This window comes from Staphylococcus ureilyticus (genome assembly GCF_002902235.1).
Taxonomy (GTDB): domain Bacteria; phylum Bacillota; class Bacilli; order Staphylococcales; family Staphylococcaceae; genus Staphylococcus; species Staphylococcus ureilyticus.
On sequence record NZ_PPRL01000082.1, the window covers coordinates 1 to 21943 of the forward strand.

A 21943-nucleotide genomic window follows, 5' to 3' on the forward strand; every position below is an offset into this window, starting at 1 on the left:
CTTATACCGAAACTATTTTAGTAACAAATGAATATTTATTTATAAAATTATAAATTTTTATAAATAAAAAATCACGCTACGAAAAGTAGCATGATTTAGCATAATTTAATGGTAGAAATTTTATAAAATCTGTAAAAACAGAATCTACGTCTGATTATGATTCTCTATAATTGAATAATTCTACGATATATTTTAGATTACTTGTGTCATATTGTTCAGGTAAACGAGCTAAACACGCATATGCAGATTCAGTATGTGATTTCAGCTTATCTTCTGCCCCGTTTTGACCTAATAATGAGACGTAAGTACTTTTATCATTTTCAAGATCACTACCTGTAGATTTACCTAGTTTCGCTTCGTCTCCATAAATATCTAATAAATCATCTTTTATTTGGAACATTAATCCTAAATGTTCACTAAATTTTTCTAATAAACTAGCTACACTTGGTTCAGCCTCGGCAATATCAACAGCTGCCATTACTGCAAATTTTAATAGCGCACCTGTCTTAGCTTGATGGATATGTTCTAAAGTATTTAGGTCTACCGCAGATCCTTCACCTTCACTTTGCATATCGAGTGTTTGACCACCTACCATACCTAAATGTCCACTTGCAGATGATAAGCGTTTAATCAGTTTTATTTTGACATTATCTTTCAGCTTGTCGTCGTTAACAATGATATCAAATGCTTTAGTGAGTAATGCATCACCTGCTAGTATTGCTTTCCATTCGCCGTAGACTTTATGATTTGTCAATTTACCTCTTCGATAATCATCATCATCCATTGCAGGCAAATCATCATGAATAAGAGAATACGTATGTACCATTTCTAACCCAAGTGCTGAAGCGTAACCAAGTTTATAATCCGATGCTAGCATTTCCAATGTTAATAAAAGTAAAACAGGTCTAATTCGTTTGCCGCCTGCTTCTAACGAATATCTCATGCTATGTTCTAAATCTGTATTCAGTGATGAATTCGGAATTGAATTTTGTAATAATTCATTAATTTCGTCAGTTAAATTGTCTATTTTATGATTCATCATGATTTTCTTCCTTTTCAGTTTCTTCATCGCCTTCAACATTTTCTTCAGACATCAGTTCATTAACTTTTTTTTCAGCATTTTTCAATGTTTCATCACAATTTGCTGATAATGTCATACCTCTTTGGTATAAGTTTAAAGATTCTTCTAAAGAAACATTTTCATTATCTAGTTTTTGAACTATACTTTCTAATTCTTTCATCATTTCTTCAAAACTTTGTGATTTATTCGTCATCATTACACCTTACTTTCATAACTTGTGCATCAACAGAACCGTCTTTCATCGTTAATACAATATTATCATTTTCAGCTAAATCGCTAGTACTAGTAACTATTTTATCTTGTTTGTTCACAATCGTATAACCACGTAACATTGTATTGGTTGGACTAAGATTATTCAAATTCTCTATTTTATTAGTTAAATTATTTCTTTGTTTTACAATAAGATGATTCATTAATTTTACAAGATTCGTTTGTTTTTGATTGATAGTTGATTGTTCTCTTTGAATATTTTGTTTGAAATGTTTTAAGTTGAAACTTTGTTTTATTAATTCTAGCTTTTGCTTATGTTGATTAACTTTAAAAGTAATAGCTAAATTAAGCTGTTTCTCTAAGTCATCCCGTTTTTGAATCTGTTGATCATATAACAAGGTTGGTGTTTTAAATTTGTAATATGAAGCAACGTGTTCTAAATACTGCTTTTGATGTTGAATCTGTTGTTTCATAAACCTGGTTAAAGAAAGTTTTTGTTGTTGAATATATTGCCTCAATTCAAATTGATCAGGTGTTGCCATCACTGCTGCTTGTGTAGGTGTAGCAGCACGTGCATCTGCTACAAAATCACTAAGCGTAAAGTCTGTTTCGTGGCCTACTGCTGATATGATTGGCGTTTCACACGCATAAATCGCTTTGACAACATCTTCTTCGTTGAAGTTCCATAAATCTTCTATAGAACCACCACCACGACCAATGATTATAGTATCTACATTTAAATCATCAGCTTGTTTTATTTTTTCAATGATATCATACTTAGCCTGCTCACCTTGTACTAAAGTGTTGATTTGTATTTGTTCAACTAAAGGATATCGACTATTAATAGTAGTATGGATATCTCTAATCGCTGCACCCGTGCCTGCAGTCAGCACAGCGATTTTTTTAGGAAACTTAGGAATAATCTTTTTATGGTTTTGATCAAAATAACCATCTTTAGTTAATTTCTTTTTTAACTGTTCTAATTTTTGATATAAATTACCAATACCATCTATATGCATTTTATTAACATAAATTTGATAATTACCACGTCTTTCATATACAGAAACACGTGCTTCTAACAACACTTCATCTCCCTCTTTAGGTTCGAAGTCAATTTTCGAAGCATTTCCTTTAAACATCATTGCACTGATGACACTATTTTTATCTTTAACATTAAAATAGAGATGACCGCTACTATGTTTTTTAAAGTTAGAAAGTTCACCTTTAAGCAAGACATTCTGTAGGTGCGGATCTTGATCAAATTTATATTTAATATATTTAGTTAAAGCTGAAACGCTTAAATAATCTGACATATTATATCACTCTTTTACTCAATATTACTCAACACACCATTGATAAACTTATAATGTTCATCATCACTGAATTGTTTTGCTAATTCAACCGCTTCATTGATAATTACTTTTTGTGGCGTTTCGCTATTTAGTAATTCATAAGTTGACATTCTTAAAATAATTCGGTCAGATTTCAATAATCTATCTATTGTCCAATCTTTTAAATGTGGTGCAATTTTATTATCTAATACAGATTCATGATCTTTTACGCCTGTAACTAGCCAATTAATAAAATCAAACTCTAAATCGGGATTATCATCTTTAATAAAACTAATTGCTTCATCAATCGTTAAATCACTATTTTTCATTTCTAATTGAAATAGTGTTTGAAAGGCTTGTGTTCTTGATTCTTTTCGACTCATTATAAACTCCTTTTAGCATTGTACGCTTTATGACTAATATAAAATAGAATTTTGTTAATCTCTTGATTATAGAACTCAGTTTTATGACCGCATTAAAGTCAAAGTGCTATGTTTAATTTGTAGATACGATATGTGTAATGTGAACATTAATTTGACTTGGTATGATTGTTGTCATCGTAGATATTGAATTGTATATAGCATTTTGTATTTTTCTTGCTGTTTCTGAGATATTAATATCATATGAAAATGAACAATATACATCAATATGAATACCATCATCTTTAGTATCTACTTTAATACCACGTGCCAATTGTTTTTTTGTAACTTTCTCAACACTTAAGTCCTTTATTTCTTTAAAGTGACCTTCTAAGCCTTTTACTTCTGAGGTTGCTATACTTGCAATAACAGTCAAAACCTCAGGTGCAATTTCTATTTTTCCTAAATTGGAATGTGATGATTCTGTTACTTTGACCATTTCACAAACCTCCTATTTAGTTTATTCATCCATTATGTTATATGTTTCTAAGAAATTAGTATTAAATTCACCACTTCTAAATATATCGTTATTTAATAGGCGAATATGAAATGGAATTGTAGTGTCAATGCCTAATACTAAATATTCACCTAACGCTCTCAATCCTGTCATAATTGCTTCATCTCTTGATGGTTCATGAACAATTAATTTTGCTACCATAGAATCATAGTATGGAGGGATTGTATAATTAGTATAACATGCTGATTCAATTCTTACGCCAAAACCACCCGGTGCTAGATATTGTGTGATTTTACCTGGTGAAGGCATAAAGTTTTTATATGGATTTTCAGCGTTAATTCTAAATTCAATTGCATGTCCTTTGATTTCAATATCTTTTTGTGAGAATGGTAACTTTTCACCCATCGCTACTTTAAGTTGTAGTTTTACTAAATCAATACCAGTTACCATTTCTGTAACGGGATGTTCTACCTGAATACGTGTATTCATTTCCATAAAATAAAATTCATGTGTGTTCAAATCATAAATAAATTCAATTGTACCAGCGTTTTCATAATTTACAGCTTTTGCTGCTCTTACTGCTGCATTACCCATTTCTTGTCGTTTAGCATCATTTAAGATTGGTGACGGTGCTTCTTCTACAAGTTTTTGCATACGTCTTTGTATTGTACAATCACGCTCACCTAGATGGATGACATTACCATAACTGTCTCCAATTACTTGTATTTCGATATGTCTAAAGTTTTCAATAAATTTTTCAAGATATAATCCATTGTTACCAAAAGCAGTTTCTGCTTCTTGTTGAGTCATTTTGAAGCCAGTTTCCAATTCTTTTTCATCACGTGCAACACGTATACCTTTGCCGCCACCGCCTGCAGTAGCTTTGATAATGACTGGATATCCTATATCTTTAACAATTTTCTTCGCTTCTTTAATATCTTTAACTAACCCTTCACTTCCAGGAACTACAGGAACCTCAGCGCGTTTCATTTCTTCTTTAGCGACATCTTTAATACCCATTTTTTGTATGGATTCATAACTTGGGCCAATAAATTTAAGTTGACATGCTTCACAAAGTTCAGCAAAATCACCGTTTTCTGCTAGAAAACCATATCCAGGGTGAACACCATCACATCCTGTCGAAGTCGCGATAGATAAAATATTAGGAATATTTAGGTAAGAATCTTTAGATTGAGTGGGACCGACACAATATGCTTCATCAGCAATTTGAGTATGTAATGCGTCTTTGTCTCCTTCAGAATATATTGCCACAGTTTGTAAACCTAAATCGTGACAGGCTCGAATAATTCTTACAGCAATTTCCCCTCTATTTGCAATTAAAATTTTATTCATTATTTCACCTTAAATAACGGTTGGCCATACTCTACCATTTGACCGTCTTCTACTAGTATTTCAGTAATTTCCCCTGTGACTTCTGCTTGTATTTCATTAAATAATTTCATAGCTTCCAAAATACATACTGTTGATTCGTTTGAAACAGAATCTCCTATTTGAACATATGGACTTTCCTCTGGTGAAGGTGATTTATAGAATGTGCCAACCATTGGTGCATTGATTGTTTTTAAATTGTCATTTTCTTGGGAAGAACTTGTATCATCAGAACTTTGTGTATCAAGTTGATTTGAAACAGCTGGTTGTTGTGGTGCAATCTGTTGCATCGGTTGTTGTGAAACTTGAGGTGTGATAATCTCAGTTTCTTTTTCTTTTTTTAAGTTAACTATATTCCCTTTATCTTCTATATTTATTTCAGTCAAGCTAGATTGATCAAGAATTTCAATTAATTCTTTAATTTCTTTAAAATTCATAAATACTGACTCCTTCAGATTGTTTTCATTTACCTAGTTTATTTTACTTTAGTGAAATGTTCAATTCAAGCATATACATATTTTCTATTATAACTCATTAACTTTTATAGTTAATCAATAATTAACTATAGTTTTGTGTCAAAATAATTTTCCGTCCTTACGCAAATAATAAAAGCCCTTCCATTTAAAGTAAGTGGAAAGGCTTCTAAAATAATTTGCAAATGCTGTCATCAAGTGGTGAGTGTCACTGATGAATTAAGCTCTTGACACGTAACTTCCATCGCTTGTGTTAATTACTAAAGTATCTCCTTCATTAACAAATAATGGTACATTTAGTGTATAACCTGTTTCAACAGTCGCAGATTTTGTTGCACCAGTAGCAGTATCACCTTTAATACCTGGTTCTGTTTCTGTTACTGTAAGCTCAACGTTTTTTGGCAATTCAATACCTAAAGTTTCATTTTCATAACTTTGAATTTGAACTTCCATATTTGCTTTTAAGAAATTTAATTCATGTTCTAAGTAATCAGCAGGTAATTCAATTTGATCAAATGTTTGGTTATCCATGAAAACGTGTGTATCACCATCGGCGTATAAATATTGCATGCGACGATTTTCAATCATAGCAGTTTCAACTTTTTCTCCGCCTCTAAATGTCTTCTCTTGGATTGCACCTGTTCTTAAGTTACGTAATTTTGAACGTACAAATGCAGCACCTTTTCCTGGTTTTACGTGTTGGAAATCTAAAACTTTCCAAATACCATTATCTACAGAAATTGTTAAACCTGTTTTAAAATCATTAACCGAAATCATTCAGTTTCCTCCTTAATATAAGGTCTTCTATAAAATAATAAGGTCTTTAGACGATTTAGTAAAGCGTTCGCAACCATTTTCGGTAATTAATATATCATCTTCAATACGTACGCCACCAATTCCATCTAAATATATACCGGGTTCAATTGTAACACAATTATTTAATTCTAATGTAGATTCAGATTTTTTAGATAAATTTGGACCTTCATGTACGTCTAATCCTATACCGTGCCCTAACGAATGGCCAAAGGCCTCACCGTATCCTTTTTCGGTAATATAATCTCTTGCTACTGCATCAAGTTCTTTACCAGTTATTCCTTGTTTAGCTGCTTCAATTCCTTTTAAATTTGCTTGTAATACAATGTTATATATTTCTTTTAATTGAGCATCTGGTTCGCCAATAGCAAAAGTACGGGTAATATCTGAGGCATATCCATTGTAATAAGCTCCATAATCCAAGGTAATTAATTCTCCTTGATTGATGACTTTATCACTTGCTACACCATGTGGAAGTGCTCCTCTGACTCCAGAAGCAACAATAGTATTAAAAGATGGTCCTTCTGAACCTAATTCGAGCATTTTGCTTTCTAATTTTGCTTTTAACTCGAGTTCTGTCATTCCAGCTTTAGCAACTGTTAAAATATACTCATAAGCATCATCAACAATTTGAGCAGCTTTTTGAATATTTGCTATTTCTTGTTCATCCTTGACTTCTCTTATTTTCTCAATTAAACCAGAAATACTTATTAAACTGATATAAGATTTACTTAATTGTAAATAAGTATCATAGCTTACTAAATTACCTTCAAAGCCAACATTTTGCACATTTAAGTCTTCTAGTGTGGACTTTATAGATTCTATCAGTTGTCCCTGTTGCTTAATCACTTTAAAACCAGCAGCTTGATCAGTTGCTTGCTCTATGTATCTAAAATCAGTAAGCAATAGTTTTTCGCTATTTGTAATAATCAATGCACCACTGGTTCCAGTAAATCCAGATAGGTATCTTCTATTATAATCAGATAAAACGATAATTGCTTCCAAATGTTTTGTCTTTAGAGCAGATTTTAACTTTTCAATTCTATTCAACAGTAATCACCCTATTCAATAAATTTGTACATTTCCAATATATACATTAAAATGATAGCATAATTAGTGTACAAATTTATAGTTTTTGAATTAGGAGAGAGTTATGAAGAAAAAATTATTCGCTATTTTAAGCGCTTCGTGTTTACTCGCCGGATGTGGAAGCCAAAATTTAGGCCCATTAGAAGAGAAAACAACAAAATTACGTGACGAAAATCATAAATTAAAAAGTGATATACAAGACTTAAAACTTGAAATAAAAGAAGAAAAAACAAATATTACTGCATTAGAAAAAGATAAAAATAATATCAAGAATGCGAAAAGTAATAAAAAGAAATTAAATCATATTAAGGCGTCTTCTGAATATTATCAAGATGTCGCAAAAGCAATTGGTGATTATAATGATATTGAAGACGGAGTCTCAAAAAATAAGCAGAGCGAAAAAGTTCAAAATAAATTAACCGATATTACTAATAAAATTGATAGTGCATTTACTACATATAAAAGTAAAATTGATAAAGATAAAATGAATGACGAAGATAAAAAGAAACATAAAAATATTACTAAATTAAACAAGTCATTAGATTCTGCCATGAGTGATATAAGGGATGGTTATAACGAGAAAGATAAGAAAAAACTTAATAAAGGGCAAACTACTTTATCAAAAGTGAGCATAAGCAATGAGTAATGTGACATATAAATAGGAGTGTGTATTTTGAAACAAGCAATATTTTATATCGTAATCGCAATTGCATTAGTTGGTTTAATACTTAACTTAGATGCGTTTTTATTTAGTTTTGTAAGAATGGCTATCAGTTTAGCAATTTTTGCAGGTATCATTTATTTAATTTATTATTTTTTCTTTTTAACAGAAGATCAAAGAAAGTATAAACGTGCCCAAAGAAAATATAGAAAAAGGCATAAAAAATAATAAAAATTAGGTTCTGAATGTTTAACATTATTGAATAAATTAAAGCATTTACCCAACAATTAAATTCAAAAATTGTTGGGTAAATGCTTTTTTATAGCGAATTAAATTATTTTCTATAAGTCCATTCTGATGATTGGTACTTTTTAATTAATGCGTCAACTTCTGCGTTTTGCTGAGAAGTCAATTCTAAAGGTTTTAAATTGATATTTAATCCTTTTTTGAATCCACTTTCGAATGCTTGTTCCATTTCATCTAAAGTGATGTAGCGATCAGATATATCATTAATTGCTACTGCTTTATCGACAAACGCTTGCTTCATTTTCTCTTTCAAACGGTCATTTTTAAATATAAACATATCAAATAAATCATCAATATCTATATCTTGTAACAATGAACCATGCTGCAGAATCACACCCTTTTGTCGCATTTGGGCACTTCCTGCAATTTTGCGTCCTTCTACGACTAATTCATACCAACTGGAAGCATCAAAACAAACCGCACTTCTTGGTTGTTTTAATTTAGACCGTTCTTCTTTAGTTCGTGGGATAGCAAATGAAGCATTAAAACCTAATGTTTTGAATCCTTCAAGTAGCCCTTCAGAAATGACCCTATATGCTTCTGTAACTGTTTTGGGCATGTTTGGATGTGATTCCGGTACAATAACACTATAAGTTAATTCTTTGTCATGCAAGACACCTCTGCCACCTGTTTGTCTTCTAACAAGGCCATAACCTTTATCTTTCACCTTGTCTATATCAATTTCTTTCGTTAATCTTTGAAAGTAACCAACTGAAAGTGTAGCTGGATCCCATGTATAAAATCTAATTACTGGATCAATTTCACCTCTAGATACAAAATTTAATAACGCTTCATCCATTGCCATATTATAAAATGGATCATTACTACCTGTATTGATAAAATGCCATGTTTCAGTCACAATCAAAACTCCATTCATTAAAATTAAATTGTGATAACATCTAATTTGTGTTATCGTTTTCAATAATTGTACAAAAATGTCAGTTTACGTAATTATCATGATAAAAATATTTTGATAATTTGTGCTAACAGTCTTATAATATATAATATCGGTTAATTAGGGAGGATGCAAGATGAGTAATTTTTGGTTTATAGCTTTAGCAATTTTAATAATAATCATCGCATATATGTTGTTCAATAGATATTTGAACAAAAAAGCGGTAACAGAATTAAACCAAAATGAATTCCATAATGGTTTGCGAAAAGCTCAAGTGATTGATGTAAGAGAAAAAGTAGATTATGATTATGGTCATATTAATGGTGCCCGTAACATCCCAATCACAATGTTTAAGCAAAGATATCAAGGCTTGAGAACAGATCAACCTATCTATCTTTGTGATGCGAATGGTATTGCCAGTTATCGTGCCGCTAGAATCTTAAAAAAGAATGGTTATAAAGATATATTCATGCTTAAAGGCGGATATAAAAAATGGACTGGTAAAATCAAATCAAAAAAATAAATGAATAAGTTAACATTTTAAAATTGGGCTGTTAGTTAAATAACTAGTAGCTCAATTTTTTATATAATTAAAAAATTTAAATTTATAATTTGCTAAATATTATAAATAACCTGTTTTGAATCAATTTAAATATATGGTGAAAGGCTATGATTTTATTATATTTCCAAGTAACTTCACACAATTAACTTCATTAGATTTATAGAGAACAAAGGGCCAATCCATTTTAATACGGATTAGCCCTTTGTTCTCTATATGAGGTTTATATCAAGTTAATAATTTTTAATTGAATTGAATGCTTCATACATAATTTGATTATCAATTCAAAAAATCCTTTAATATGTCATTTTAAAAATTATTTTTCTGATCTTAAATGCTCAAATTTTAATACTGGTTGACGAGCAGCTTTTGTTTCGTCTAATCGATCAATAATCGTTGTATGAGGTGCTTCTAAAACTTTATCGGGATTTTCTTTTGCTTCATTCGCAATTTCGATCATTGTGTCACAGAAATAATCTAATGTTTCTTTAGATTCTGTTTCAGTAGGTTCAATCATCATACCCTCTTCTACATTTAATGGGAAATAGATAGTAGGTGGGTGTACACCAAAGTCAAGTAAACGTTTAGCCATATCTAGCGTTCGTACACCAAATTCTTTTTGTTTTGAGCCACTTAAAACAAATTCATGTTTACAATATTGTTCATAAGGAATTTCAAAATGTTCTTTTAATCTTGCTTTAATATAGTTTGCATTTAGTACTGCTGCTTCTGAAACTTCTTCAAGTCCTTTATTACCCATAGTTCTAATATATGTGTATGCTCTTAAATAAATACCGAAGTTACCATAAAATGGTTTGACACGTCCGATTGAATGCTCGATATTATTATCGTATTTATATACATCATTTTCTTTAATTACCATTGGTTTTGGTAAGAAACTTGCAAGTTCTTTTTTAACACCAACTGGTCCTGAACCAGGTCCGCCACCACCATGCGGTCCAGTAAATGTCTTGTGTAAATTTAAATGAACAGCATCAAAGCCCATGTCTCCAGGTCTAACTTTGTCCATGATTGCATTTAAGTTGGCACCATCATAATACAATAATCCACCAGCTTCGTGTACAATATTGCGAATATCCATGATGTTTTGTTCAAAAATACCTAGTGTATTTGGATTCGTAAGCATAATTGCAGCTGTGTTTTCGTTGACAAGGCGTTTTAAATCTTCTATATCAACTTCTCCACGTTCATTTGACTTCACTGTAACAGCTTTAAATCCAGCAAATGCCGCTGAAGCAGGGTTTGTACCATGTGCAGAATCAGGAACGATGACTTCGTTACGATGTCCTTCACCATTTTTTTCATGATAAGCTTTAAAAATCATCAGTGCTGTCCATTCTCCATGTGCACCAGCTGCTGGTTGTAAAGTGACTTCATCCATACCAGTTATCTCTTTGAGTTCTTCTTGTAAGCTATGAATAATTTCTAGCGAACCTTGTACTTGAGATTCATCTTGTAGTGGATGTGATTCAGCAAAACCAGGTATTCTAGCTATTTTTTCATTTACTTTTGGATTATATTTCATGGTACATGAACCTAATGGATAAAATCCTGAATCAACACCAAAGTTTTTATTTGATAATTCTGTATAATGACGCACTAAATCTAGTTCTGCCACTTCGGGAAATTCAGCTTTGTTTTTTCTAATAAATTTGTCATCTAATAGCTTGTTAACTGCTCCATTATCAATTTCTTTTTTAGGTAAAGAATACGCGTAACGACCTTCTTTAGAACGTTCAAAAATTAATGGACTAGATTTACTTACTGCCATTTATTTCACCTGCTTTCTTAACAAATGTATCAATTTCATCTTTAGTTCGTAATTCTGTAACTGCAATTAACATATGATTGTCGAAGTTTTCTCCTATTTCACTTAAATCAAATCCGCCTATTATGTCTTCTTGAATTAAAGCATCGTTTACATCTTTAACTGGTTTATCGAACTTTACTACAAATTCATTAAATGATGTGCCATTGCTAACTTCAAATCCTTGTTGCTTAAATTGTTCTTTAGCATAGTTTGCATTCTCAAAATTTTGAACTGCAATGTCGTAAATACCTTGTTTTCCTAAAGCAGACATACAAATTGATGAAGCCAATGCATTTAATGCTTGGTTTGAACATATATTTGATGTTGCTTTATCACGTCTAATATGTTGTTCACGTGCTTGAAGTGTCAACACAAAACCACGGTTTCCATCTTGGTCTTCGGTTTGTCCAACAAGTCTACCAGGTGTTTTTCTCATGAGTTTTTTAGTAGTAGCAAAGAAACCACAATGTGGACCGCCAAACTGTGTTGGAATACCAAATGGTTGCGTATCTCCAACTACAATATCTGCACCAAAACTACCTGGTGGTGTCAATAACCCTAGTGCGATTGGGTTTGTATAAACAATAAATAATGCTTTTTTATCTTCGATATATGACTGTATTTTCTCTAAATCTTCAATTGAACCATAAAAGTTTGGATATTGGACTGCAACTGCAGCAGTATCATCATCAATAGCATTTTCAAGTTTTTCTAAATCTGTAATTGTACCATCTAAATCAACTTCAACAACTTCAAATTCTCCACGTGTTTTTACATATGTGTGTAAGACTTGTAATGCTTGATAATGCATGCCTTTTGAAACGACAATTTTATTTTTACGCGTTTGATTAAATGCTAAAATGCAAGCTTCTGCAAAACTTGTCATACCATCGTACATAGATGAGTTTGCAATATCCATATCTGTTAATTCACAAATTAAAGTTTGAAATTCAAAGATAGCTTGTAATTCACCTTGTGAAATTTCAGGTTGATAAGGTGTATATGCAGTATAAAATTCAGAACGTGAAATCATTGCATCTACTACTGCTGGGGCATAATGATCATAAACGCCTGCACCTAAAAACGAAGTATGTGTTTCTTTAGTAATGTTCTTACTAGCAATTTTATTAAGTCTTTTTGTTAATGTGGTTTCAGATTCAGCATCGGGAATAGCTAACTCTCTGTTTAATAAAATATCTTTTGGAACATCTCCAAATAATTCGCTGATTGATTCAGCACCAATTGTCTCTAGCATTTCATTTTTATCTTGATCTGTTAATGGAATATAACGATGACTCACGGTAACACCCCTTTAAATTATTTACTGATTTGATTTTTCTTCACAATTTTTGCTTTTGCTTGTCTTTTTCTAATTTGAATAATAATCTCTTTGCCCATTTCAAATGCATCTCTATCAATTATAGCTAAACCAATTGATTTACCAGTTAATGAAGATTGTGTGCCTGAAGTAACTTCTCCAATTTCATTTCCATCGATATCATAAACAGTGTAACCTGTTCTTGGTATTCCTTTATCAATCATTTCTATGCCAACTGTTCTTCTTTTAGAACCGTTTTCTTTTTGATCTTTCAACACTTTTTTACCTATAAAATCAGCATCAATTAATGGTTTAGCAGCAAATGCAATTCCACCTTCATATGGTGTAATTGATTCACTTAAGTCTTGTCCATGAAGTGGTAAACCAGCTTCTAATCTTAATGTATCTCTTGCACCAAGACCACAAGGTTCTACGTCAAATTCTAATATTGAATCCCATAAAAATGGTGTATCATCTGATTTACAATAAATTTCAAATCCATCTTCACCTGTGTAACCAGATTGGGATAATATTACGTTTTTACCAAAGAATTCAACATCTTGTAAGAATTCAAAAGGAGACATTTCTGATATATTCTGTTTCACATGCTTTTGAACAAAATCACGTGCATTTGGACCTTGTATAGCTAATTGACCATAATCTGTTGATACATTTAAGACTTCAGCATCAAAATTTTCAGATTGTTTTTTCATCCATTCAAAGTCTTTATCTGTGTTTCCAGCATTTACGACTAATAAATATGCTTTTTCACTGAGTTTATAGGTGATTAAATCATCGATGATACCGCCTTGCTCGTTACACAATGCTGTATATTGCGCCTTTGTTGTGTCTAAATTGTCAGTGTCATTTGAAAGCAAGTATTGTACTAATTGATCTGCTTCAGAACCTTTTATTAAAATTTCACCCATGTGACTTACATCAAATAAGCCCATATTAGTTCTTACAGCATTATGTTCTTCTTTAATACTTGAAAATTGAACTGGCATAGCCCAACCACCAAATTCAACAATTTTTGCACCGAGATCCACAAAGTTTTGATAAAGTGGTGTGCGTTTTAATTCATTTACCATTGCTAAACCCCCTATTAATATATTAAAAAAGACAGAGTAGACTAAGCCTACCCTGTCAATAAATCCAGGAATGCGTCTCAGTATTATCCTTTTGCCTGAGAGTTTCGTTAAACTTGCACCTTCGGCGATGGTTATATAAATAATTAACCATTCTCTCTAATACTGGTCATTCGCTTTCATCGTTTCCAATATTTTATTATATGTAACTGGAAGCGATTTATTACTATTCACTTTGATGAATGCGATTTCATTATATCTTGAAACTCTAGTTGAATACAAGCTTTTTAATTTAAAAAAGGGTTTATTATTCGCATTGGGTCTATTACTATCATTCTTAATTCTATCGTATAGAATTTCTATGTCGCAATCTAACCATATAACATGTTTTTGTTCTTTTAATAAGTTAAATGCATCATTGCCTTCGATGATACCCCCGCCTGTAGCAATGACGTCAAATTGGTTCGCACATTTTTTTAAATACTTAAACTCTAAATTGCGAAATCCTTTTTCACCTAATTGTTCAAAAATTTCTGGAATTGTTTTTCCTTCTTGTTGCACTATAAATTCATCTAAATCTACAAAACTTAATTGATTGTTTTGTGCAATATATTTTCCTAATGTTGTTTTTCCTGTCCCCATAAAACCTATTAAAATAAGTGGTGTGTTAATTTTATTTTTCAAAAATATCTTCCTTTTGTAATTGTAATTTAATTTGTTTATCATAATATGATTCAATGTTATCAAGCGTTTTTAGTTGAAGATTAAATTGAGAAGTATATATTGCTATTAGTGATAAATATAGCATATAAATAACCATCACAAAAGGGTATATATACCCTTTCATATTAGAATTGTACTGCCTTTTCAAAGGAACCCCCTGTATAATACATTTTCAATTTTAATTTTAAATGCTTATTTTTTAGTAATATAAATTGCGCATTTTTTACATTGTTTAATAAGGTAATGTTTCCTGTGTTATTTACAGTTTTAATAATCTTATTATTTTTAAACTCGTACCTTATAATATTTTTCCTTATGTTAAATTTTAAAATACGACCGCTTTTATCAATTTCAAGTGCTTTTGAATTGTTTTGTAACATTGCTTCAGTCATGTCTCTTGAAAAAAATTCTATATCAATTGATGAATCTAAATTAGATTGATTCTTTGTTGGGACGATTGATTTATATAATAGAGGTAGCATAGTGAATATTAATATAGTAATAAATAATGTAAATAATACTTCGATGTAAGTAAAGCTGGAATATTTACTTGTGAAAACATTTTTCATTATTATTGTCCTTTGTTTTTATGCATAAATTAGAATTAGTTAATTTTATTTTATAACCGTCAATATTTACGCCGTTAATTAAACGCTCACTATCATTATATTTCAAAGCTAATAATATGATTCTTTTCATACTTATGTTTTCAATTTTATCATTAAAAGTATGATTTAATTCTAAAACCATAGGCAAAAATACACTACACATTATAAGCATGCAAGTAAAAGCGATATATGCATCCATAAGTATACTACCGTTAATGTTTAATTTTTTCATATCTTAATCTTCCTTTTTCAATATGAAATATTAGTTTGAAAATTTCATTATCAACTGAAAGTAAGACACTACCAAATTTATTTATATTACCTTTATTGTTAAATGTTAAATACCTTATATTACTTTTAGGATGTACAAAAGTATTTGGTGGAAATACTATATCTTTGTTTTCAATTGACTGTTCTCTAACTATAATTTTATTTGAATAGTCGTTAAATATAAGTGTTAAAGACTTATCATCTTTTATTGCTTTAGATTTTAAATAATTGAGTTGAGTGATTAAATTATTCATAAAATTATTGTTCACATTATTTTTTTTATCATTAATAGGTATATGATTGACTTGAACAATTAATAAGATACTAATAATAGCCATAACCATTAACATCTCGATATATGTAAATGCTTTACTAGTTTGCAATTACTTCACCATTGTTAATTGTGATAGTAGCACCTGATTTACAATTTTTTTGGTTTTCTTTAATATAGCCATCCGCAATCAATTCATCTATAGATTGTGGTTTTTTATTATGTTTTAAAGTATATGCTTCAACTTGACTTTCAATCATTTTTATTTGGGCATCACAACCTGTACTTTGAATATGTGAAGATTGTTTTGCAATATTGGGTATAATCAATATCAGTAATAAACTGATAATTAAAAGTACGAGGAGCATCTCAATTAAAGTAAAAGCACGTTTATTAAAAAATTGTTTTATTTTATTCATTAAAAGCCTCCAAATCTTATTATTTAATCGTTTGCATTAGATCAAACATAGGTAACATAATCACTAAATATAGCGCAATGATTAAGATGCCTAGCATTAAAAATATAGTTGGTTGTATAAATTTAATTAATCGTTGCAGATAGCGTTCAATTTTTGTAAATATAATTTCACTATATAATTTTAATTCTATGTCTAGCTTTCCTATCTTTTCGCCTTCCTCAATAAAGTTAATCAAGCCTTCTTCAAAACAGGAAATCTTTTTTAATATTTCACTTAACTTATAGCCATTTTGTGTACCTGTTGCCAATTTTCTAGCAAGATAAATTAAATATGAGTCATTTTTTTGTTTAGAATAAATATCAACGATTGATTGTAAGTTCACACCATTCTTATAAAACAATGCAAATTCAGTAGAAAGTCTATAAGTTTTATAAAATTTGAAAAAAGTACGTAAAATCGGGATTTTTAATATAATTTTGTACTTTAAGTTAATGGGTAGTTTTTTTGTAGATATATAAAATAAGTAAGAAAAAATTAAGCAGATAAATAAAATAATAAAAAGTGTTCTAGGTAAATATATTAATAAAGATGATAAAATTAATTGTGTTTTTGAAATTTCAACATCAAAGCTATTATAGAGAGATTGAAATTCAGGTATAATAGTATGATTTAAAATGATTAACATACCTATAAAAAATTGTAATTAAGAGCAAAGGGTATTGAAGTGTTTTTAGTAGTTGTAGCTTTGCTTTGTTATTTCGAATTAAATAGTCTTGGGCATGTGGTAAAGTTGATGTGAGTTCACTGAATAACTCTGAAAAATATATTAGCATGATAATAATTTTGGGATATTTTAGTAACAATAATATTTCGTAACATTGTGCGCCTTGATCTAGGCGAGTATTAATCTGAGTCACTATTTTTGGTGCTTTTATTGTTAAGTGTTGTAGTAAAAATTTAAATGATGCTGATAATGTGAATCCATGCTGAAGTAAATCATGTAATCTTTGAAGTAATTCAATTTGGTTTTTTTCACTGATAATCATAAATCGTGGTGAACTAAAGATATCTATTAAGTGTTTCTTCACAAATTTCCCCTTCTTTTGCCATTTCATGCAATTTATACGACAAATTTTTGAATGTGTTTGGAAGTGTAAGTTGATTTTCAAAATAAAATGCTATATCTTCTCGAGTTAATTGTTCATAAATTAAAGAACGTTCATCTTTTGAGGTGTTTACTAATCTCTGATTGATAATACTTAATCCCGTCTGTCGTAGTTCTTGAATACTTATACCCATTTCTAATAATCTACTCAATGCGCCCTTACAATTATTTGAATGTATCGTTGAAAGTACTAAGTGACCACTTAAACTTGCATGAATAACTTGTTTAGCAATCATAGCATCCCTGATTTCACCAATAAGTATAATATCTGGATCACATCTTAAAATCGCCTTGAATGAATTAGCATAATTAATCCCTGCTTTTTCATTAATAGAAACTTGTGTTATACCTTCAACCAAACGTTCTACAGGGTCTTCTACAGTAATTATATTAACATTTAATTTTTCCTTTGCGTGCACTATCAGTTGATACATTAACGTACTTTTGCCAGACCCAGTAGGTCCACTAAACAGTATTAAACCTTGTTTTTTATGGACTAGTTTAAATAATTGATTTATACTAAGTGCTTTTGCTGAACTTTGAAAATATTGAGGTATAATTCTCACTACGCAACTTTCAAATCCAAGAGATAAAGGTAAAGTTGAAACTCTTAAATAGTATAATTGTTTAAGTTTGTAAGCGTATCTTCCACTTTGTGCGGTGCTGTGTGTTGATACATCTAAACCTGCTTGATATTTCATATATGTGAGCAACTTCCTATAAATATTGACTTCTATCGTTTCTATAGTGTTTAAATATTCTTTTTTTCTAAATTTAATGTATACCTTTTTGTGGTTTGGAATAAAGTGTACATCTGATACATTTTCCTTAATCGCTTTATCAATGATATTTTTAAAGAGTAACTTCAAAAAAACACCTCCTACAATAATACACGTAGGAGGTGTTAATATTACTTTATGAAATAAAACTAACCATGCAAATATGGATTAAGTTGTTCGTCTTCTATCGTTGTATATGGCCCATGTCCTGGGAATAATGGTAAGTCATCCTCTAATTTGAACAATTTATCTAATATAGAGTCAACCAAAGTTTCATAATCGCCTTTATATAAGTCAGTTCTTCCTATACCTTGATAAAACAAAGTATCTCCAACTACAGCAAAATCATCAAATATAAAAGATAAACTACCAGGTGAATGTCCAGGTGTATGAAGTACTTTAAATTTAAAGCCATCAATTTCCATAGAGCCTTCATCAATTTTTTGTGGTGATACATGACTAATGACAGGTGTTAATCCATATTGTTTAAACTTTTGTGAACCATTTTTTTCTGTATTAGTTAAAAAATCGAACTCACTAGGATGCATATAAACAGGCACATTAAATTTATCAACGATTTGATCTAAAGCCCCGATATGGTCAAAATGTGCATGTGTTAATAATACTGCAATGACAGGTTTATTAATTTGATTTAATTTTTTTATAATTAATTCATAATCAGCCGCTGGATCTACTAAAATCACATTCTTATCATTTTCAATAAAATAAGTATTCGTTTTAACTAAGCCCAATGCTAAACTAGATATTTGCATTGTTAGTGACCTCCACTATCTAAATGATTTTCAACAGATTTTAGTTTGTCATTCATTTTTCGAGATTTGTCTCTTCGATCGTCAATTCTTATATTAGTACAAACTCTATCAATACCTTTATCAAATGGTAATTCATGGATTGCTTGAACGACTTCAAATAAATCTTTTAAATCTCCCTCAATCAAAGTATTCATTGGTGTCAATTGATAATCAATTTTACCTTGTGCTTTAAATTCTTTTAATTTTGTTTGTATCTCAGCAATATACTTACTAACACTTGGTCCTTCCGTACCCACAGGTATAACTACTACATCTACTATAGCCATTATTTCACACCTTCCTTTTCAATTATATAAGTATAAATTAAACCAGCAGCACCAGTAATGCCCGCATCATTGCCTAGTTTAGCTTGAACGATTTCTGTACCTTGTTGTGCTGGTGTAAAAGTTAGATTATGGTACTCTGTTTTTATATTTTCTATTAATATTAAACCAGCAGTTGACATTCCTCCGCCTAAAACAATATATTTAGGATTACTTGTTACGCTGATAATACTGCACAAATATGCAATATAATTAGCCACGCGTTCGGTAATAAAGATACAGAATTGATCTCCAGCTTTTGCCGCATCAAATACTGCTTTCGCGGTAACTTCATTATCTTTTATTAATTGAAGTATCGAAGATTTAAACGTTAATTTAGGGTAATAAAAATTCACTAAATTGACGACGCCAGTCGCAGAAGCAACGGTTTCAATACAACCTGATTTTCCGCAATTACATTTAAAGCGTTGGTCATGGTCAACTCTAAAATGACCAATTTCAGCACCAGAGCCATTATGACCATGTACAATTTCTCCATTAGAAATAATACCGCCTCCAAGGCCAGTGCCTAATGTAATTGCAACCACATCGTCTGCGCCATGTCCTGCCCCTTTATGCTTTTCACCTAATGCTGCAACATTGGCATCATTATCAACATAAACTGGACAGTCTACAAATTGTTGGAAAATTTCTCTGACATTAACTGTTTCTTTCCAATATAAGTTAACGGCACCATTCACTTCACCTGTTTCAAAATTCACTGGTCCTGGTATACCTATACCAACACCTAAAACATCTGAAAAAGCAAATTCTGAATTATCAACATGTTCAACGAAAGATTCATAAACATTTTCCAAAAGTGCATAACCTGTAACATCTGACGTATCAGTTTTTATAGACCATTTTTCAATTCGTTCTAATTGTTCGTCGAATATACCTAGCTTACAAGTTGTACCACCAATATCTGCTGCTAAGATAATTTTTTCCATGTATTTTATTCATCCTTCTCTTATTTTTAAGGAATGCTAAATTGAATCCTTGTTTCGTCAATAGACGATTTTAACGATTAACGTGTCAACATAGTAGTCTTTTTCCTTAAAATATATTTTTCTCTGTATAAAACATATATATCTATATTAATATTTTTCATTTCATAAATGCAATGATAATGAATATAAAGATACATTATATCAGCACTTGCATGATTGCTGTTATTTAGTTTCAATATTTTATCACTGTTATTTTGGTAGATATCTATAATGTCAGTAACTACATTTTCAAAAAACTTTCGTAAAATTAGTGTTCATTTTTTCTTTGACTAATCACTAATTTGGACTTAATATAATCATCTTTAGAAATTAAATTATAGGAATATAATGAATGAAGCTCTTGTTCCATCATTTCATAAACATCATTTTTATCCTTAAAATATATAATAAAACCAAATTTTTTTAAAAGTTGTTGAACATCATAAAAAGTATTAATCTCATGAATCAATGTCATCGCTCAATTCTTTATTTAAATTTATATAATCATTATTTGTTGGATCTAATTTCAAAGCGGACTTAATGTATTTTTTTGCTTTATCTTTGTTATCGATGGACCTATTTGCAACCGCTAGTTGGTAATTTAATAATGCAGAATCTGGGAAGTTTCTTAAACCTCTTTCCCATGTTGCCATACCTTCTGATTTTGAATCAGTTGTCGCATTAATTAATCCTTTTAGGTAGTATGTTTCATCATCAGCATAACTTTTATTCACCGTATGTTGTACCATATCTTCAGCACTTTTATAATTGCCATTTTTCATTTCTTTTTCAATGATTGTATTATAAATATTATCTTCTTGAATCGTAAAAATCCTAATTTGTGCTGCAATAAATAAAATAATCATTACAATTAGAAAAAACCAGAATTTATTTTTATTAATTCTAAAATAATATCCTATAAGTGTTATCAATAAACCACCAATAAATCCACCAACATGTGCTACAATATTTACATTTTGCATTAGTAATGAAACGCCAATTAGGATGAAAAGAACAATTAGCAATTGACCAATCAACTTTTGGTTAAATTGTTTACCAATATACATAAAAGCGAAAATGGCACCTATCAGACCAAATATAGCACCGCTTGCACCAACGGAGACGGTGTCTGTATTAAAAGATAATGAAGCAAAATTACCAAACAAACCAGAAACAAAATAAATAATTAAAAATCTCCAATGCCCAACGATAGATTCTACTATTTTTCCAAAAATAAATAAACTTAACATATTCATTAATATATGTTCAAAGTTATAATGTAAAAATATGGATGTAATGAGTCTGTACCATTCTCCGTGTACAACATTAAAATGTACAAGACCCCCAACATCTAAAAGTTTTAAATCAGAAAATCGATTTAACAATAATACCATCGAAAGCCAGATAATAATATTAATTATTATTAATAAATATGTAACTAGTGCAAATTTCAGCATATGTTTTTCAATAGGATTATTATTTAATGCTCTTTGTTTATAAAAACCTTTTGTATGGTTCGCATCGCGATTAAACACAAACTTCACAAAAAAGTTGGGCATTATTTGATCTATATGCTCTTTTTGACGTAAAATTTTCACTTTGAATTTAACTGATTTTAGCTCATCTAAATTTTCATTTGTAAATGTTTTATCGGTATATATATA

At 30.2% G+C, this 21943-nt stretch carries 29 protein-coding genes and 1 riboswitch; of the genes, 3 read left to right on the forward strand and 26 right to left on the reverse strand.

Annotated features, from left to right (window positions below; all coding sequences use genetic code 11):
• Window positions 1-154: 154 nt before the first annotated feature.
• From CD150_RS08180 to CD150_RS08220, 9 genes are all read right to left on the reverse strand, one after another.
• Window positions 155-1042: a polyprenyl synthetase family protein gene (locus tag CD150_RS08180; RefSeq protein WP_073341969.1), complete on the reverse strand. Its 888-nt coding sequence runs from the start codon at window positions 1040-1042 to the stop codon at window positions 155-157.
• Complete coding sequence (locus CD150_RS08185; RefSeq protein WP_103161483.1) at window positions 1029-1274, reverse strand: exodeoxyribonuclease VII small subunit; 246 nt, start codon at window positions 1272-1274, stop codon at window positions 1029-1031. The genes CD150_RS08180 and CD150_RS08185 overlap by 14 nt, the downstream gene beginning before the upstream one ends.
• Complete coding sequence (gene xseA, locus CD150_RS08190) at window positions 1264-2604, reverse strand: exodeoxyribonuclease VII large subunit (RefSeq protein ID WP_073341966.1); 1341 nt, start codon at window positions 2602-2604, stop codon at window positions 1264-1266. Before xseA ends, CD150_RS08185 begins: the two co-directional genes overlap by 11 nt.
• Window positions 2605-2618: 14 nt before the next feature.
• Window positions 2619-3005, reverse strand: coding sequence for a transcription antitermination factor NusB (gene nusB / locus CD150_RS08195; RefSeq protein WP_046208188.1), 387 nt, complete (start codon window positions 3003-3005; stop codon window positions 2619-2621).
• Between the two features lie 112 nt (window positions 3006-3117).
• Entirely contained in the window at window positions 3118-3480 is a 363-nt protein-coding gene (locus tag CD150_RS08200) for an Asp23/Gls24 family envelope stress response protein (protein WP_070658616.1), read from the reverse strand.
• A gap of 21 nt (window positions 3481-3501) precedes the next feature.
• Complete coding sequence (gene accC / locus CD150_RS08205; protein ID WP_103161484.1) at window positions 3502-4851, reverse strand: acetyl-CoA carboxylase biotin carboxylase subunit; 1350 nt, start codon at window positions 4849-4851, stop codon at window positions 3502-3504.
• The gene (accB, locus tag CD150_RS08210) at window positions 4851-5324 is read right to left on the reverse strand and encodes an acetyl-CoA carboxylase biotin carboxyl carrier protein (RefSeq protein WP_073341962.1); all 474 of its coding nucleotides are present in this window, start codon (window positions 5322-5324) and stop codon (window positions 4851-4853) included. The genes accC and accB overlap by 1 nt, the downstream gene beginning before the upstream one ends.
• A gap of 255 nt (window positions 5325-5579) precedes the next feature.
• A complete protein-coding gene (efp, locus tag CD150_RS08215) occupies window positions 5580-6137 on the reverse strand; it encodes an elongation factor P (protein ID WP_046208184.1) in 558 nt (185 codons plus the stop codon).
• Window positions 6138-6164: 27 nt separating this feature from the next.
• Window positions 6165-7223, reverse strand: coding sequence for a M24 family metallopeptidase (locus tag CD150_RS08220; protein ID WP_073341956.1), 1059 nt, complete (start codon window positions 7221-7223; stop codon window positions 6165-6167).
• A 103-nt stretch (window positions 7224-7326) separates the two neighbouring features.
• Between CD150_RS08220 and CD150_RS08225 the strand changes: the two genes are divergently transcribed.
• Both CD150_RS08225 and CD150_RS08230 read left to right on the forward strand, forming a co-directional pair.
• Window positions 7327-7908, forward strand: a complete 582-nt coding sequence (locus tag CD150_RS08225) for a hypothetical protein (RefSeq protein WP_103161485.1) — start codon at window positions 7327-7329, stop codon at window positions 7906-7908.
• Between the two features lie 27 nt (window positions 7909-7935).
• Window positions 7936-8151, forward strand: coding sequence for an SA1362 family protein (locus CD150_RS08230; RefSeq protein ID WP_046208181.1), 216 nt, complete (start codon window positions 7936-7938; stop codon window positions 8149-8151).
• A 106-nt stretch (window positions 8152-8257) separates the two neighbouring features.
• On the opposite strand, the gene CD150_RS08235 is transcribed toward CD150_RS08230, so the two are convergent.
• A complete protein-coding gene (locus CD150_RS08235; RefSeq protein WP_073341950.1) occupies window positions 8258-9088 on the reverse strand; it encodes a lipoate--protein ligase family protein in 831 nt (276 codons plus the stop codon).
• A gap of 172 nt (window positions 9089-9260) precedes the next feature.
• Here CD150_RS08235 and CD150_RS08240 point away from each other — a divergent pair, with 172 nt between their 5' ends.
• Window positions 9261-9647 carry a rhodanese-like domain-containing protein gene (locus tag CD150_RS08240; RefSeq protein WP_046208179.1) on the forward strand — a complete coding sequence of 129 codons (387 nt, stop codon included), beginning with the start codon at window positions 9261-9263 and terminating at the stop codon, window positions 9645-9647.
• Between the two features lie 352 nt (window positions 9648-9999).
• Here the strand turns inward: CD150_RS08240 and gcvPB are convergent, their stop codons facing one another.
• The 16 genes from gcvPB to CD150_RS08320 all read right to left on the reverse strand — a co-directional run.
• Window positions 10000-11475, reverse strand: coding sequence for an aminomethyl-transferring glycine dehydrogenase subunit GcvPB (gene gcvPB / locus CD150_RS08245; protein ID WP_073341947.1), 1476 nt, complete (start codon window positions 11473-11475; stop codon window positions 10000-10002).
• Window positions 11462-12814, reverse strand: a complete 1353-nt coding sequence (gene gcvPA / locus CD150_RS08250) for an aminomethyl-transferring glycine dehydrogenase subunit GcvPA (RefSeq protein ID WP_073341944.1) — start codon at window positions 12812-12814, stop codon at window positions 11462-11464. Before gcvPA ends, gcvPB begins: the two co-directional genes overlap by 14 nt.
• 17 nt (window positions 12815-12831) lie before the next feature.
• Complete coding sequence (gene gcvT, locus CD150_RS08255; RefSeq protein WP_103161486.1) at window positions 12832-13923, reverse strand: glycine cleavage system aminomethyltransferase GcvT; 1092 nt, start codon at window positions 13921-13923, stop codon at window positions 12832-12834.
• 73 nt (window positions 13924-13996) lie between these two features.
• A riboswitch (glycine riboswitch) is annotated at window positions 13997-14093 on the reverse strand.
• Complete coding sequence (locus CD150_RS08260) at window positions 14080-14604, reverse strand: shikimate kinase (protein ID WP_081370508.1); 525 nt, start codon at window positions 14602-14604, stop codon at window positions 14080-14082. (Overlaps the previous riboswitch by 14 nt.)
• Window positions 14605-14768: 164 nt before the next feature.
• Window positions 14769-15212 carry a competence type IV pilus minor pilin ComGF gene (locus CD150_RS08270; protein WP_073341938.1) on the reverse strand — a complete coding sequence of 148 codons (444 nt, stop codon included), beginning with the start codon at window positions 15210-15212 and terminating at the stop codon, window positions 14769-14771.
• Window positions 15190-15483: a hypothetical protein gene (locus tag CD150_RS08275; RefSeq protein WP_046208172.1), complete on the reverse strand. Its 294-nt coding sequence runs from the start codon at window positions 15481-15483 to the stop codon at window positions 15190-15192. The genes CD150_RS08270 and CD150_RS08275 overlap by 23 nt, the downstream gene beginning before the upstream one ends.
• A complete protein-coding gene (gene comGD, locus CD150_RS08280; protein WP_103161487.1) occupies window positions 15464-15904 on the reverse strand; it encodes a competence type IV pilus minor pilin ComGD in 441 nt (146 codons plus the stop codon). The genes CD150_RS08275 and comGD overlap by 20 nt, the downstream gene beginning before the upstream one ends.
• Window positions 15894-16211: a competence type IV pilus major pilin ComGC gene (gene comGC, locus CD150_RS08285; RefSeq protein WP_046208171.1), complete on the reverse strand. Its 318-nt coding sequence runs from the start codon at window positions 16209-16211 to the stop codon at window positions 15894-15896. Before comGC ends, comGD begins: the two co-directional genes overlap by 11 nt.
• 19 nt (window positions 16212-16230) lie before the next feature.
• The gene (locus tag CD150_RS13740; protein WP_240621218.1) at window positions 16231-16593 is read right to left on the reverse strand and encodes a type II secretion system F family protein; all 363 of its coding nucleotides are present in this window, start codon (window positions 16591-16593) and stop codon (window positions 16231-16233) included.
• Window positions 16594-16861: 268 nt separating this feature from the next.
• On the reverse strand, window positions 16862-17299 hold the full coding sequence (locus CD150_RS13745; RefSeq protein ID WP_240621219.1) for a type II secretion system F family protein: 438 nt from the start codon (window positions 17297-17299) through the stop codon (window positions 16862-16864).
• A complete protein-coding gene (comGA, locus tag CD150_RS08295; protein ID WP_103161488.1) occupies window positions 17271-18245 on the reverse strand; it encodes a competence type IV pilus ATPase ComGA in 975 nt (324 codons plus the stop codon). Before comGA ends, CD150_RS13745 begins: the two co-directional genes overlap by 29 nt.
• A gap of 59 nt (window positions 18246-18304) precedes the next feature.
• Window positions 18305-18928: an MBL fold metallo-hydrolase gene (locus CD150_RS08300; RefSeq protein ID WP_073341933.1), complete on the reverse strand. Its 624-nt coding sequence runs from the start codon at window positions 18926-18928 to the stop codon at window positions 18305-18307.
• 2 nt (window positions 18929-18930) lie between these two features.
• Window positions 18931-19254: an MTH1187 family thiamine-binding protein gene (locus CD150_RS08305; protein ID WP_064208909.1), complete on the reverse strand. Its 324-nt coding sequence runs from the start codon at window positions 19252-19254 to the stop codon at window positions 18931-18933.
• On the reverse strand, window positions 19254-20240 hold the full coding sequence (locus CD150_RS08310; RefSeq protein WP_073341930.1) for a glucokinase: 987 nt from the start codon (window positions 20238-20240) through the stop codon (window positions 19254-19256). The genes CD150_RS08305 and CD150_RS08310 overlap by 1 nt, the downstream gene beginning before the upstream one ends.
• A gap of 307 nt (window positions 20241-20547) precedes the next feature.
• Window positions 20548-20754 carry a YqgQ family protein gene (locus CD150_RS08315; RefSeq protein ID WP_073341927.1) on the reverse strand — a complete coding sequence of 69 codons (207 nt, stop codon included), beginning with the start codon at window positions 20752-20754 and terminating at the stop codon, window positions 20548-20550.
• Window positions 20738-21943, reverse strand: a 1206-nt coding sequence (locus CD150_RS08320; RefSeq protein ID WP_240621220.1) for a rhomboid family intramembrane serine protease, incomplete at its 5' end; no start/stop codon positions are given. The genes CD150_RS08315 and CD150_RS08320, both read right to left, overlap by 17 nt.

Coding starts and splice junctions, on each gene's coding strand:
- accC (WP_103161484.1), bottom strand. CDS start 4,851: ATGAATAAAATTTTAATTGCAAATAGAGGGGAAATTGCTGTAAGAATT.
- gcvT (WP_103161486.1), bottom strand. CDS start 13,923: ATGGTAAATGAATTAAAACGCACACCACTTTATCAAAACTTTGTGGAT.
- gcvPB (WP_073341947.1), bottom strand. CDS start 11,475: ATGGCAGTAAGTAAATCTAGTCCATTAATTTTTGAACGTTCTAAAGAA.
- efp (WP_046208184.1), bottom strand. CDS start 6,137: ATGATTTCGGTTAATGATTTTAAAACAGGTTTAACAATTTCTGTAGAT.
- CD150_RS08270 (WP_073341938.1), bottom strand. CDS start 15,212: ATGAAAAATGTTTTCACAAGTAAATATTCCAGCTTTACTTACATCGAA.
- comGC (WP_046208171.1), bottom strand. CDS start 16,211: ATGAATAAAATAAAACAATTTTTTAATAAACGTGCTTTTACTTTAATT.
- CD150_RS08240 (WP_046208179.1), top strand. CDS start 9,261: ATGAGTAATTTTTGGTTTATAGCTTTAGCAATTTTAATAATAATCATC.
- CD150_RS08310 (WP_073341930.1), bottom strand. CDS start 20,240: ATGGAAAAAATTATCTTAGCAGCAGATATTGGTGGTACAACTTGTAAG.
- CD150_RS08315 (WP_073341927.1), bottom strand. CDS start 20,754: ATGACATTGATTCATGAGATTAATACTTTTTATGATGTTCAACAACTT.
- CD150_RS08200 (WP_070658616.1), bottom strand. CDS start 3,480: ATGGTCAAAGTAACAGAATCATCACATTCCAATTTAGGAAAAATAGAA.
- CD150_RS08275 (WP_046208172.1), bottom strand. CDS start 15,483: ATGAAAAAATTAAACATTAACGGTAGTATACTTATGGATGCATATATC.
- nusB (WP_046208188.1), bottom strand. CDS start 3,005: ATGAGTCGAAAAGAATCAAGAACACAAGCCTTTCAAACACTATTTCAA.
- CD150_RS08180 (WP_073341969.1), bottom strand. CDS start 1,042: ATGATGAATCATAAAATAGACAATTTAACTGACGAAATTAATGAATTA.
- CD150_RS08225 (WP_103161485.1), top strand. CDS start 7,327: ATGAAGAAAAAATTATTCGCTATTTTAAGCGCTTCGTGTTTACTCGCC.
- CD150_RS08305 (WP_064208909.1), bottom strand. CDS start 19,254: ATGGCTATAGTAGATGTAGTAGTTATACCTGTGGGTACGGAAGGACCA.
- accB (WP_073341962.1), bottom strand. CDS start 5,324: ATGAATTTTAAAGAAATTAAAGAATTAATTGAAATTCTTGATCAATCT.
- CD150_RS08300 (WP_073341933.1), bottom strand. CDS start 18,928: ATGCAAATATCTAGTTTAGCATTGGGCTTAGTTAAAACGAATACTTAT.
- CD150_RS08185 (WP_103161483.1), bottom strand. CDS start 1,274: ATGACGAATAAATCACAAAGTTTTGAAGAAATGATGAAAGAATTAGAA.
- xseA (WP_073341966.1), bottom strand. CDS start 2,604: ATGTCAGATTATTTAAGCGTTTCAGCTTTAACTAAATATATTAAATAT.